This is a genomic window from Hoylesella buccalis ATCC 35310, from assembly GCF_025151385.1.
Classification (GTDB): Bacteria; Bacteroidota; Bacteroidia; order Bacteroidales; family Bacteroidaceae; genus Prevotella; species Prevotella buccalis.
Map to the genome: position 1 here is coordinate 648,947 of NZ_CP102287.1, position 12,572 is coordinate 661,518.

The 12,572-nt window shown below is 41.6% G+C and carries 10 protein-coding genes, 1 tRNA gene and 1 pseudogene; 5 read left to right on the forward strand and 7 right to left on the reverse strand.

Annotated elements, in window-relative coordinates:
- Positions 1 to 10: 10 nt before the first annotated feature.
- The 4 genes from NQ518_RS02880 to NQ518_RS02895 all read left to right on the forward strand — a co-directional run bounded on the left by NQ518_RS02880 (position 11) and on the right by NQ518_RS02895 (position 2,294).
- The gene (locus NQ518_RS02880; protein WP_227207174.1) at positions 11 to 328 is read left to right on the forward strand and encodes a DUF4491 family protein; all 318 of its coding nucleotides are present in this window, start codon (positions 11 to 13) and stop codon (positions 326 to 328) included.
- 79 nt (positions 329 to 407) lie between these two features.
- Positions 408 to 878 (forward strand): 23S rRNA (pseudouridine(1915)-N(3))-methyltransferase RlmH, encoded by a 471-nt coding sequence (gene rlmH / locus NQ518_RS02885; protein WP_227207172.1) that lies wholly within the window; start codon positions 408 to 410, stop codon positions 876 to 878.
- 86 nt (positions 879 to 964) lie between these two features.
- Positions 965 to 1,309, forward strand: a complete 345-nt coding sequence (locus NQ518_RS02890) for an ISAon1 family transposase N-terminal region protein (RefSeq protein ID WP_227960252.1) — start codon at positions 965 to 967, stop codon at positions 1,307 to 1,309.
- Between the two features lies 1 nt (position 1,310).
- Positions 1,311 to 2,294, forward strand: a complete 984-nt coding sequence (locus tag NQ518_RS02895) for an ISAon1 family transposase (RefSeq protein WP_419471402.1) — start codon at positions 1,311 to 1,313, stop codon at positions 2,292 to 2,294.
- A 136-nt stretch (positions 2,295 to 2,430) separates the two neighbouring features.
- Here the strand turns inward: NQ518_RS02895 and NQ518_RS02900 are convergent.
- The 5 genes from NQ518_RS02900 to sppA all read right to left on the reverse strand — a co-directional run bounded on the left by NQ518_RS02900 (position 2,431) and on the right by sppA (position 7,647).
- Positions 2,431 to 2,503, reverse strand: a tRNA-Phe gene (locus NQ518_RS02900).
- A gap of 170 nt (positions 2,504 to 2,673) precedes the next feature.
- Positions 2,674 to 3,780 (reverse strand): thiamine-phosphate kinase, encoded by a 1,107-nt coding sequence (gene thiL / locus NQ518_RS02905; RefSeq protein WP_227207543.1) that lies wholly within the window; start codon positions 3,778 to 3,780, stop codon positions 2,674 to 2,676.
- 135 nt (positions 3,781 to 3,915) lie between these two features.
- Positions 3,916 to 4,725 carry a purine-nucleoside phosphorylase gene (locus NQ518_RS02910; protein ID WP_227207545.1) on the reverse strand — a complete coding sequence of 270 codons (810 nt, stop codon included), beginning with the start codon at positions 4,723 to 4,725 and terminating at the stop codon, positions 3,916 to 3,918.
- A complete protein-coding gene (gene lpxK, locus NQ518_RS02915; protein ID WP_227207547.1) occupies positions 4,607 to 5,785 on the reverse strand; it encodes a tetraacyldisaccharide 4'-kinase in 1,179 nt (392 codons plus the stop codon). The genes NQ518_RS02910 and lpxK overlap by 119 nt, the downstream gene beginning before the upstream one ends.
- Positions 5,786 to 5,877: 92 nt before the next feature.
- Positions 5,878 to 7,647 carry a signal peptide peptidase SppA gene (gene sppA, locus NQ518_RS02920; RefSeq protein ID WP_227207549.1) on the reverse strand — a complete coding sequence of 590 codons (1,770 nt, stop codon included), beginning with the start codon at positions 7,645 to 7,647 and terminating at the stop codon, positions 5,878 to 5,880.
- Between the two features lie 101 nt (positions 7,648 to 7,748).
- Here sppA and NQ518_RS02925 point away from each other — a divergent pair, with 101 nt between their 5' ends.
- Positions 7,749 to 8,516, forward strand: a complete 768-nt coding sequence (locus NQ518_RS02925) for an SDR family NAD(P)-dependent oxidoreductase (protein ID WP_227960924.1) — start codon at positions 7,749 to 7,751, stop codon at positions 8,514 to 8,516.
- Positions 8,517 to 8,878: 362 nt separating this feature from the next.
- Here the strand turns inward: NQ518_RS02925 and NQ518_RS02930 are convergent, their stop codons facing one another.
- Both NQ518_RS02930 and NQ518_RS13565 read right to left on the reverse strand, forming a co-directional pair.
- Positions 8,879 to 11,074: an outer membrane beta-barrel family protein gene (locus NQ518_RS02930; RefSeq protein WP_227207553.1), complete on the reverse strand. Its 2,196-nt coding sequence runs from the start codon at positions 11,072 to 11,074 to the stop codon at positions 8,879 to 8,881.
- A gap of 81 nt (positions 11,075 to 11,155) precedes the next feature.
- A pseudogene (locus NQ518_RS13565) lies at positions 11,156 to 11,652 on the reverse strand (DUF6734 family protein).
- Positions 11,653 to 12,572: the final 920 nt, after the last annotated feature.

The following is a 12,572-nucleotide window of genomic DNA, read 5'->3' on the forward strand; positions in this document are numbered from 1 at the left end:
ATCGATAACCATGTATTACAAAGGACTAATAATAGCGGTGTCAACATTTCTTATTATCGGACTCTTTCACCCGGTGGTGATTAAGGTAGAGTATAAATGGGGCGTTCGTCCCTGGTGGATATTCCTGGTTATGGGCATTCTGTCTGTCATAGCTTCACTTTTTGTAGAAGATGTCATGTTTTCATCCCTTCTTGGCGTATTGGGGGCTTCATGTTTGTGGACTATAGGTGAATTGTTCTCTCAAAAAAAACGGGTTGAAAAAGGATGGTTCCCGATGAATCCGAAGCGAAAAGATCAATACGACATCATCAACTCGGATGAGAAATAAATATTCTGTGCCGAGAAGTAACAAGCGAATTCCCCATGAATGGTGATGGAACGAATGTTGTAAGATAACCTTTTATCAGATGAAAACAGAACTAATAGTGGTCGGTAAGACAGATAATCCACATTTTATCGCAGGTATAGAGGACTATGTACGGAGGATTTGTCATTATGTACCATTCAACATAACCGTGATTCCTGAGCTAAAAAACAACAAGAACAGGGGAGAGGAACAACAAAAAGTGCAGGAAGGGCGGTTGATTCTTAAGAAGATAGAGGCTGCTGATACTGTGGTCTTATTGGATGAGCATGGCAAAGAATTTCGGAGTGTAGAATTGGCTTCGTGGATGGAAAAGAAGCAACAATCGGTTAGAAAACTTGTTTTTGTGATCGGTGGCCCATACGGTTTCTCTCCGGAAGTGTATGCGCGTGCAAATGAGAAGATTTCTTTGTCTAAATTGACATTCTCGCACCAGATGGTTCGACTAATCTTTGTTGAGCAGTTGTATCGAGCTTGTACCATCCTAAAAGGTGAACCTTATCATCACGAATAGCTGCTAAAATCGGGTCAGTCGTAAAACCCAGTTGCATCCCTTTCCCTCATGCACATAATTTCATAAGTATTTGTTATCTTTGCATCATGAAGACCGAGCAATTGTTGCGTTGTATCTTTCCTGAGATACTCGCAGATTATTTTGATGTGATAGATATCCAAGAGAGTATTTCCCAGATAGACTTCTGGTTGGATGAGCGTAACTTTATGGAAGAAGCAGACCGCAAGTCTGGCACAGTAAGCAGTTACGGCTTTACCGCCGAACGGGTTGTCCATGACTTTCCCCTTCGTGGCAAGCCCGTTTACCTTCATGTCCGCCGTCGAAAATGGCGTGACAGTTCCACGGGTGAGATATTCAGTTATTCTTACGATGACCTGACGGCTGAGGGCAGCAAACTATCCCCTGAGTTCGTTTCTTTTTTAAAAGAATAGAATTGAGTCTACTGCGGAGAGCATTACAGGTATCGGCTCTCATTATGGCGTAGACGGTAAGCAGCTTTCCACCCAATACAAGGAGCATTTCAGCGATTATCGCCAGTGGGAGCAGTTGTCGCATGCGGGAGACTGGCTGCTGTTTGATAAGAACCTGGGAGAGAGCCTGAGTATCGATGAGACTTGTCTGAGCAGCGGTGAGGTCTATACGTTTCTGACCAACAAGGCTGGCAAAGGTGGCAGGGGTACGCTGGTAGCTGTGGTCAGGGGAACAAAAGCTGAAGATGTGATCCGTGTTCTGGAAAAGATTGACCTTTCCAAAAGAAAGACTGTCAAGGAGATAACGCTCGACTTGTCTTCCTCTATGATGATCATTGCGCATACGGTGTTCCCCAAGGCATTCATCACCAGTGACAGGTTTCATGTGCAGAAACTTTACTATGACGCTTTGGACGACATGCGTATAGCCTACCGATGGATGGCAAGGGACAGAGAAAATAAGGAGATGAAGGAAGCCAAAGCCAAGAACGAAACCTACAAGCCATTAAGATATAGCAACGGTGACACACGCAAGCAACTGCTTGCCAGGGCGAAGTTTATACTGACTAAACACAAGTCCAAGTGGACGGAATCGCAAAGGCTAAGGGCGGAAATAATCTTTGAAAACTACCCCGAACTCAAAAAAGCCTATGACCTGGCCATGGAACTTACCGATATTTATAATGCCAGAAGCATCAAGGACGCGGCAAGGCTGAAACTGGCAAGATGGTTTAATAAGGTGGAGAAGTTGGGGGTGGACAACTTCTATACGGTGATTGACACCTTTAAGAACCATTATGATACCATACTCAACTTCTTTGTCAACAGAGCCACAAATGCTAATGCAGAATCCTTCAACGCAAAAGTCAAATCCTTCAGGGCACAGTTCAGGGGAGTAACGGATATTCCTTTCTTCCTTTACAGGCTTATGAAATTATGTGCATGAGAGGAGAGGGATGCAACAGGGTTTTACGACTGACCCCTAAAATCGTGTTATTGATGAGCGTACAAATGAACAACTAGTTACAAATAAAAAGTCCTGAACATGTGTTCAGGACTTTTTATTTGCAACCTTTCTTCTGTGGTACCACCAGGAATCGAACCGGGGACACAAGGATTTTCAGTCCTTTGCTCTACCAACTGAGCTATGGCACCATTGCTTTTGCGGTTGCAAAGGTAAGAAATATTATCTAATCATCGAAACTTTTCTTGAAAAAATGTTACTGATTAATGTTTGTTAACAAACAGAACACACTATGAAAGTGCAGATATACGTCTGTCATCAGAGAAGTTTCCTCTGGTAAGTACATACGCAAATAGTTTATTTACAGTGGGTTCCATCCCTGAGCCCGCAGTGTGAATTCCTGATTGTCACGAGTGATTAGTTGAGTTCCCAATGATTCTTTGGTGATATGTCCAATCATTCGCACGCCTTCTACTTGCTGTATCTTTTCATGATCGGTGATGGGAACAGTGAAAAGCAGTTCGTAGTCTTCGCCGCCATTCAACGCACAAGTCGTGACGTTCATGTTCAGTTCTTCTGCCATGACAGCTGTTTGGTAGTCAATCGGCAGGTTTTTCTCATAAATTCTACATCCGCATTTGCTTTGTTTGCATATATGTAGCAATTCACTGCTCAATCCATCAGAGATATCAATCATGGCAGTAGGGTGGATGTTAGCAGTTTGGAGCTTTTCTATGATGTCGCCTCTTGCTTCTGTTTGCAGTTGTCTTTGCAGCAGATACTCTTTCCCTGCAAAGTCAGGTTGGAAGTTACCAAGCTCGCTAAGTTTCTTCTTCAGATGCTCAATGAGTTGATTGTCTTGTTCCTTTTGCGCTGCTTTAAGTTTCTTTTTGAGTTCATCTATCTGCTGGTAATATACATCTTTCTCACGCTCTAACAACATCAATCCCATATAGGCTGCACCTAAATCACCGCTGACGCAAATCAGGTCAGTGTCTTTTGCGCCGCTGCGATAGACGATGTCTTCCTTCTTTGCTTCCCCAACGCAGGTAATGCTGATGGCCATACCCGTGCGTGAGGATGTCGTATCACCTCCCACAATGTCCACATGCCATTTATTGCAGGCCATTTGCAGGCCGCTATAAAAAGTCTCCATGTCTTCAACTTTAAACCTTTTGTCGATGGCAAGGCTCACCAACAACTGCTTAGGCGTTCCGTTCATGGCAAATATATCGCTGATGTTTACCATGGCTGACTTGTAGCCAAGATGTTGCATGTCGATGTAAGTGAGGTCGAAATGAACACCTTCCATCAGCATGTCTGTGGTCATCAGTACCTCCTTGTCAGGATAGTGCATCACGGCGCAATCGTCACCAACACCAAGTTTTGTTGATTGGTTCTGTAATTGGATGTCTTTTGTGAGGTGATCAATGAGTTTGAATTCACCCAGTTTTGAAATGTCTGTCATTCGCTTGAGTGGTAATTAGCTGTAAAGTTTATAGATTACAAGGTGAGTTGACAGGAGTATCCAATCACTTTTATAGAAACGTGAGCGTGTGGATGTACCTTGTCAACTCACTCATCAGCTTACGGTGAGCATGCCTTAACTTCTCTTGATGATTTCGCTCATGATTTCAGTCATCAGTGGTTGAGCCTTGTTCGCAGCAGCCTGAACCTCTTCATGAGAAACTTCGACGGGTTGTCCCTCAATGCCTAAATCTGTTATGATGCTCATTCCAAACACCTTGATGCCACAGTGACGAGCCACGATAACTTCGGGTACGGTGCTCATTCCAACAGCGTCACCACCTAAACGATGATACATTCTGTATTCTGCAGGTGTTTCAAAAGTCGGTCCCTGTACGCCAACGTATACACCATGAACCACTCTGATACCTTTTTCTTTGGCAATTTTGTCAGCCAGTGTTCTTAGTTGTCCGTCATAAGCCTCGTGCATGTCAGGGAATCTTGGACCTGCTGGGAAGTTCTTACCATGGAGTGGATGCTCAGGGAAGAAGTTGATATGATCGTCGATAATCATCAAATCTCCAATATTAAAGTCGGGATTCATTCCTCCCGAGGCATTGGAAACAAACAAAGTTTCAATGCCAAGCTCGTACATGATGCGCTCTGGGAAGGTTACTTCTTTCATGTCATAACCTTCATAATAGTGGAATCGGCCTTGCATAGCCATGATGTCCTTGCCACCCAGCTTGCCAAAAATAAGCTTGCCAGAATGACCTTCCACCGTGGACAGGGGGAAGTTTGGAATGTCAGTATAGGCGAATTCGTAACTATCTGTTATCTCTGAAGCTAATTGTCCTAGTCCGGTTCCCAGGATGATTGCTGTCTTTGGACTTGTTGTCATCCTTTCTTTCAACCAGGATGCTGTTTCTTGAATTTTTTCGTACATAACTAATGATTTTATGGTTGAATGCTTCTTCATCGTTTTGAAGAAAACTTATTTGTATTGGTAATGAATAAATGGCATTCTTGACTTGGTCAGAAAGGCCGTCTACAGCGATCAGTCGCGTGGCATCTTTTTCGGTTGTGATGACAATTTTAGGTGAAGAGATTGTCTCAAATTGTGCATTTAGTTTGTCTATGTCTTTCCTTGTGAACAGGTGGTGGTCAGCAAATTTTAATGGATGAATTTGCTGACAATGGTGTTTCAGGTCTTCATACATTTGCTTAGGCGAAGCGATGCCCGTCACCAAGAGCACGTTTGTCTTCTTAATGGTATGGAGAGTGCGAGTTGGTCCGCCAAAAATAGGTTGCAAACTACCATATTTGATTGTCGTAAAGAACAGAGATTGAAAAGGGTAGAGGTCCAGGTTTTTGGTCAAAACCCGAAACTCCATTGGCTTTAAGTCTTTAGGACATTTGGTCACGATGACGACATCTGCTCGATTTTTCCCACTCAATGGTTCACGTAGACGCCCCGCTGGCAACAGTTGGTCGTTCATGATGAATCGATGATAGTCTACCAGCAAGATGTTGATTCCTGGCTTTACATAGCGATGTTGGTAAGCGTCATCAAGGATGATTACATCAACATCTTTCGTTTCTGCATCAGATGTCAGGTTCTCAATGCCCCTCCTTCTGTTCGCATCCACAGCGACAAAGATGTTGGGGAATTTGGATTTCATCTGGAACGGCTCATCCCCAATTTCCTGCATGGTTGAATCTTCGCGCGCCAGTACATAGCCTTTACTTTTTCGTTTATAGCCTCTTGACAGCACACCCACTTTCATCCTGCCACCAAGGAGGCGAACCAGGTATTCAACATGAGGCGTTTTTCCCGTTCCACCCACAGTCATGTTTCCAACGGAGATGATGGGAATATCGTATGTCTGTTCTTTCAGGATGCCCATTTCAAACATTTGATTGCGCAACCTTACACCAATTCCATACAGCCAACTCAGTGGCAGCAGCCATTCGTTAATCTTTATATAATCTCCTTCTGTCCTCATTCATTACATTGAGTCTTACTCGTACAGCACGTCATCATGTTTAATGGCCGCTGCGTCGATGCGAGTTAAGACCGTGGTTTTGATGTTCTTGATTATCTGATGTTCAGATAAAAAGGTATACGAGCTTGAATCATATTTTGCTGATTCATTGTCTTGAGCAACATGAAGGGTTCGTAATATTCGCCTAATGTGGCTCGTAATTGCTCGTCAAGATAGTTGCCGCCGCTCATGGCACCCGTCAATTGATCCATCCAACTTGCCTTTGCAGGATAGTCTTGTGTGTAGAATTCATCGAGTTTAGCCAGCTTTGCAGCCTTTGCTACTGCTTTTTCAAGGCCACCTAATTCGTCTACCAACTTGATTTTCAAGGCATCTCGCCCTACGAAGACGTGCCCTTGGGCGATAGCCTCTACTTGATTGACAGACAATTTACGTCCATCAGCCACGCGTTGGCGGAAGAGAGCGTACCCTCTATCAATATATCTTGCGAGGTAACCGATTTCTTCTTCGTTCAGCGGTCGCGCTGACGAGCCAAACGTAGAATTCTTATTGGTTTTCACTTCATCAAACTTGATTCCCAATTTCTGTGTAAGCAACTGACTCATATCTGGTATCATGGCAAAAATACCGATGCTGCCCGTAAGTGTGGTAGGCTGCGCTACAATCCAATTGGCATTGCAACCCATGTAATATCCGCCTGATGCAGCCATATCACCCATCGAAACCACTACGGGTTTCTTCTTCTTCAGTTGCTCAACCTGATTCCACATCTGCTCTGAAGCGTATGCACTTCCGCCGCCTGAGTTGATTCTAAGAACAACTGCTTTCACGTCATCATCTTCCGCCAAAGCCTCCAAATCCTTGCAAACTTCCGAACCTACAATCATGTGTTCTGCACCAAACATGCTGCCAGTCACCGGATTGTCGACGATAGAGCCGTATGCATAATACACCGCAACCTGTTTTCCTTCGGTTTCTTCCTTGACACTACGCATGTCAGTGACGCCCACTTGGTTGACAGGATCATCCTTGTCGAGTCCGAATATCTTCTTTACTTCGGCTTTCACTTGGTTGGTATAAAGCAAGCCATCTACCAATTTGGCATCCACATAGTCCTTTGGATTGCTGAAAGTTATCAAGCTGTCAGCATATTGGTTCAACTGATCCACGTTGATTTTCCTGCTGTCACTCACTGCCTTGAGCACATCTGACCAAATACCGTCGATGTAAGCCTGCGTTTGCTCACGACTGGGATCGCTCATCTTGTCGGCGATGTACATTTCAGTGGCACTCTTGTATTTTCCAACTTTGACGACTTGATACTGTATACCGACTTTTTTCAGCAAATCTTTCACAAACATCGGTTGAGCGCCAATGCCGTGCCAATCAATCATGCCTTGTGGATTCAGGAAAACCTTGTCAGCCACAGAGGCCAGATAGTAGTTGCCCTGAGTGTAGTTGTCACCGTAAGCAATGATTTTTTTGCCGCTTTTTTTGAAGTCTAAGAGTGCATTTCTTATCTCTTGTCTACTGGCATAATTAGCCAAAAATATACCCGACTCTAAATAGATTCCTTTGATTCTGTCATTATTTTTTGCTTTTTTGATGGCAGAAAGAATATCGTCAAGCCCTACGGAACCAAGTTCGTTTCCAGTGAGCATTCCCCAAACATTATCACTACCTTGTTCAGCCAAACTACCTGAAAGATTTAAAACAAGAACGGAGTTTTTGCTAACATTTTGAGTAGCTTGCGCAGATGATATCAAACCTACTATACTCATCGTGCCAAAAATCACCACAATCAGTCCAAAAACGATCAGTCCTACGACTGTTGCTCCAACATATTTGAAAAAATCTTTCATAGAGATAATGTTTTGATTACTGAATGCAAATATACTTAATTTTATCCATAATGTCATGAAATACTTCGTTTTTTTGAGTAATCTGTCATATATTTGTCAACATGAACAAAGTAATTATCATGGGAGCCTCATCAGGAATGGGGAAAGAACTGGCGCAACTCTTTTATGATGCCGGCTGGACTGTCGGGATAGCGGCCCGACGTATCGACTGTTTGAACAAGTGGAGAGAAGAAAAGCTTAGTGGTAACTTCTCCGTAAGTAATGGCTTGCAAGCTCGCACTTCAACCATCCATACTGCCCAAATTGATGTATGTAGCGATGATGCTCCTGCCCGGCTGCACGATTTAATTGAGCGCATGGGTGGGGTAGACTTATATTTGCATGTGTCAGGTGTCGGAAAAATCAATCAAGAGCTTGAGGAAGATATAGAGCTGAACACGGTAAACACCAATGGCATGGGGTTCGTCAGGATGGTGGGAGCCGCCTACAGATATATGGCGGCGTATGGGGGAGGCCACATTGCTGTGGTGTCATCCATTGCCGGCACCAAGGGATTAGGGCCAGCACCGGCATACAGTGCAACCAAATCCATGCAAAACATTTACATTCAGTCACTTGAGCAATTGGCCAATTCTCGTAAACTCCACATCAAGTTTACAGATCTTAGGCCAGGTTTTGTGGATACTCCTTTGCTCAACGGAGGCTCGTATCCCATGATGCTGAATCAAAAAACAGTTGCCGCCAAGATGTTTCATGCCATATTGCGTCATGAGCATGTACGCATCATCGACTGGCGTTGGTCTGTTTTGGTTGCATTATGGAAGTTGGTACCCAATTGGATTTGGAGGAGAATACCGTTCAAAAGATGACGCAATATGATGTGTCCGAGGTGCGTCCTAAACCGTCCGTTGGTCGTTGTTGATGCCCTTAGAAAATATGCATGATATACTTGCCGTTTCAATCTCATTGAGTTAATCGTCCAATGTCAATGAGTTTGACCGCCAAAGTCATTGACTTTTCCCTCCAATATCAATGAGTTTAATACGCCATAGATAATACATTGAATATTAATTATTTACAATATGTGTTCAAACAGGTTTTCATCTTTGATGAAGTGGAAATGCTACTTCTTATGTGAAGCGTGCTTATCACATCATTTGTAAATGCCGTAATTAGTGTTACTTAATAAATTTGATTCATAGTTTTTATAGAAATAGAATCTTTTCGGTCTTTATTTTATTCGACGCCTAATGTTCTCATTTGCAGTTGCATGCCTTCTGCCTCTTATCGAGCTGTTGCCTATTTTATAGCTCACTGAGAACTGCAAATATCTAGTGTCTGAACGGTTATCATATTTGTACCTGACATCGTTTGAAGTCATGGTTTCGCACATGCGGTAAGTTTTGAAGATGTCATTCACATTAAGTGAGAGAGACAGCCTGTTTTCCAACAGATTCGTTCTCACTCCCATATAAAAATAATAATTGGAGGCCACCTTACTATAGGAACTAATGTAAGGGAGTTCATAGTAAAATCCAAAATTCAGTATCCAAGTTTTCTTTTTATTCAAGAGAAAATCATTCTGGGTCATGAAATTACCGCTTATCCTATCTATCATTGGAGGAGCTTCCGAAAGAATTGCCCTCTTGTTGATATAGTAAAATGTAACATTATTATAGGAGTTCCACCACCACCACTTGTTGAATGTATAGGATTCGGACATCCCCACGCTATAGTAATTTATGAAATTGCTCGGGGAACGCTTGATAATCTTTGTGGTCGGGTCGATTGTCGGGTATATCCCATAGTCGTCAGATACATGGCTATACCATACTTTATGGACAAATATACCCGAAGAAAGCATTAAATCCAGGTTGTCGGAATAAGAAGGCTTCAGAGACGTATTTCCTACGCTGTAGTCGTATTGACTGGTATAAGTCTTAAATGGATTCATATCATAGAAATACGGTCTGTTTATCCTTCTGCTGTAACTCAAGGAAAGAGATTTGATGTCTGACAACTTATACAAAACATAAGCAGAGGGAAAAGCATTGAGATAATGATGTTTGTTGGCTTGATCAATGGTAAGAGACCGGCCTTCAGTATAAGTTTGCTCAACCCTTATGCCAAATTGCATGCTAAGCCTTTTACTTAAGCTTTTACTGGCAGACAAGTATAAAGCTGCTATATTTTCCTTATATTTAAAATAGTTGCTTTGGCTATTGTCAACGATCTGGCTACCGGAAAGATTGTCATAGAACGTGTAGTCATTGCAATTGGTCGTAAAATCCAACTGCCCCCCAAAGTTCAAATTTATCCACCGTAATGGCAATTCCACATCCACTTTTGCCGCATAGTTTGACACTTCGCTCTTGTTTCTGCTGATATTCGCATAATAACTGCCTGCAATCTGCTCCCTATCAGGAAAATAGCTTGCCCCATAATCGCTCGTGGAGTCCTTATTGGTGTTCCTCAAATAATCTAAATCTATCTTTATCTTTTTTCCAAGCGAATCCAATCTGACTATACCATGAACATTAAGGACATGGGTATACCCCTTATGTATTTTATCATTGAAAGTCTCCATGTAGGATGACATATTGTTATTTGCATCCATAATTTCGGTGTTAAACTTGTATTGCCTAAAAGGATTATTCGTTTTATGCCCCAAATAGTTCATGCCAATAGTCAATGTCCGGCTCGCATCATAGTCAACACCAAAGTTCACATTCATGAAGTTATAACTCCGCTTTAATGGCGCTGACAGATGCCAAGTCTCAACAGGGTAATAAGTAAATTGGTCCATGGCATATCTGTCCTTCCCAGAAGCTGTCGAGATATTGGAGGATATGGAGAGCTTCTTCTTCCTCAAATTAAAGTCTGCTCCGCTCTTATTATCCCCATAAGTAGCCTGCTGATAGGTATTTCTCAAAATCAGCGACCAAGTACCGACTTTAGCCTTTTTCAATATAATATTAACCAATCCGCTGTTACCCTGTGCTTTATATTTTGCCGGAGGCGTGCTAATAACCTCTATGCTTTTAATTGTTGTTGAAGAAATTCCTCTTAGAAAATTTATAAGGCTTTCACCACTTAACTTCACAGGACGTTCATCTACCATGACTGTCATTTCGTTTTTGCCGATCATTGTTATCTGTTCATTTTGCACTTTTATTCCGGGAGTAATCTTCAGTGCGGCCAAAGCGTTACCGCCATTGCTCACAATAGAGTTTTCAACATTGAAGATCAAACGGTCGGGCTTTTGGGTGAAAATCCTTTTATGCGCGGTGACAGTAATCCCCTCTAAATTATAGACTTTCTCCAATGAGTCTATCTTGGTCGCAAGACTGTCCGTTTGAGCATTTGCATAACAAATCACCATATTAAAAAGAATTATACCTATTATTAGTTTTGTCTTTTCTGCCATCTTTTACTTGGATTTACTACTTACGGTTCTATAGCAATTGCTTTTGAACAAAGTAATTGTTTAATAATATTTGTTCCTGTTTTATAGAAAGTTATTTCTTGACTTGAAAATACCTTTATGGAAATTATTCATAAGTTGTGGTATATATTGAAGGATAGAAGAAATCTTTTTCCAACGATCCATATAATATTCTGTTGCGTATTCCTTATTTTGTGTAATTATTCCACATGTCAGGAGTTCTTGTGGCAAATAATCGAAGATAAAAACATCCCCGTCAATATGTAAAAACGGTTCTGTTTGCAATCCATATGACTCTATTTTAGCCATAGCCCATAGCCCATTAGGCATCGTGTTCAATTCGTCAAGAACAACATGAACTCCGTATAGGGCAAACGTAGTTTTTTAACTAACAAATCATAACCAAATTTATCAGTATAGAGCTCCACTTTTTCATAGTGACTTCTCAGCTGGAGTGAACTCAACATCCAACCAAGCCAATGAAATCTATAGTTAGCCCACCCATAAGGATTTTCTATATCTTTATTATGTCCTCCCCAAAAGGATTGAATTATTTTCATATTACTAATGTTCGATTATTTTATTCTTCAACAAAGCTTATTTAAAGCAAACTTGCCCCAATCGAAACAAGTGCAAACCCTTACTTTGCGATTTATTCCTCAATAATTTTTTGAATTCTAGACCAATTGCGCGTGTTATGATATAATTCTACTGTACCTTTAGGCACGTAAAGAGTACACCCTTCTATTTTGGGAACTATGCGAACCTCAAGAGGTTCTAACCATTTAAGGTGAAGTTTTGAAACAGAACAACCTAAGTATTTACAACCGATTATTACTCAATATTTTATAGATAATAAGTCAGAAATATGGTTGTTATTTTTAATTGCACATTCTAAAAGGTGAAGATTTAACGCTTTTATTGATTATTAACTCAAAAAGGACATCAACTTGGGTCGTTTCTTCTCTTTTCCTTGCTATTCGTTTCCGATATTCCACTTTTGTTTTGGTCTATCTCATATGTACTGCAAAGGTATTGATTTTTGTTTGATATTGCTCCTTGCTTGCTCCTTGTCGTAGATTAATTTTCACACAGGAATTTTTGTTCTCTTTCTATAGGGGCTTGAAACAATCCATTTATTGGAAACAATTAAAGACGGAGCTGGTTTGCCCCAGTGCTTTTTAAGAAACAGGGCAATTATTTTATCTCCACAAAGGCTCTTGTTCCCAATTATGAGGAAAGCCTAATAAACGAGTTCTTACTGATGGGTATTTCGATAAAAGCTGCTTGAAATCTGCAACAAAAGTGTTGCCCATAGAAATGGAGTTAAGCCAATACACCACATAGCAGAGTTGCGGATAAAGTGTTTGTTCACGGAACGAGAAATCCGTAATCCATGTGTTTGGCATACGCATAGGCATCATTGGCTTGACAGGAAAGACCCGATTTGACAGTCTTGAATGATGGGCGCAGCAATTAC

Excerpts from the sequence above, each read along its gene's own strand:
- NQ518_RS02925 (WP_227960924.1), top strand. The coding sequence starts at position 7,749 with ATGAACAAAGTAATTATCATGGGAGCCTCATCAGGAATGGGGAAAGAA.
- sppA (WP_227207549.1), bottom strand. The coding sequence starts at position 7,647 with ATGAAAGATTTTTTCAAATATGTTGGAGCAACAGTCGTAGGACTGATC.
- NQ518_RS02930 (WP_227207553.1), bottom strand. The coding sequence starts at position 11,074 with ATGGCAGAAAAGACAAAACTAATAATAGGTATAATTCTTTTTAATATG.
- lpxK (WP_227207547.1), bottom strand. The coding sequence starts at position 5,785 with ATGAGGACAGAAGGAGATTATATAAAGATTAACGAATGGCTGCTGCCA.
- rlmH (WP_227207172.1), top strand. The coding sequence starts at position 408 with ATGAAAACAGAACTAATAGTGGTCGGTAAGACAGATAATCCACATTTT.
- NQ518_RS02880 (WP_227207174.1), top strand. The coding sequence starts at position 11 with ATGTATTACAAAGGACTAATAATAGCGGTGTCAACATTTCTTATTATC.
- thiL (WP_227207543.1), bottom strand. The coding sequence starts at position 3,780 with ATGACAGACATTTCAAAACTGGGTGAATTCAAACTCATTGATCACCTC.
- NQ518_RS02910 (WP_227207545.1), bottom strand. The coding sequence starts at position 4,725 with ATGTACGAAAAAATTCAAGAAACAGCATCCTGGTTGAAAGAAAGGATG.
- NQ518_RS02890 (WP_227960252.1), top strand. The coding sequence starts at position 965 with ATGAAGACCGAGCAATTGTTGCGTTGTATCTTTCCTGAGATACTCGCA.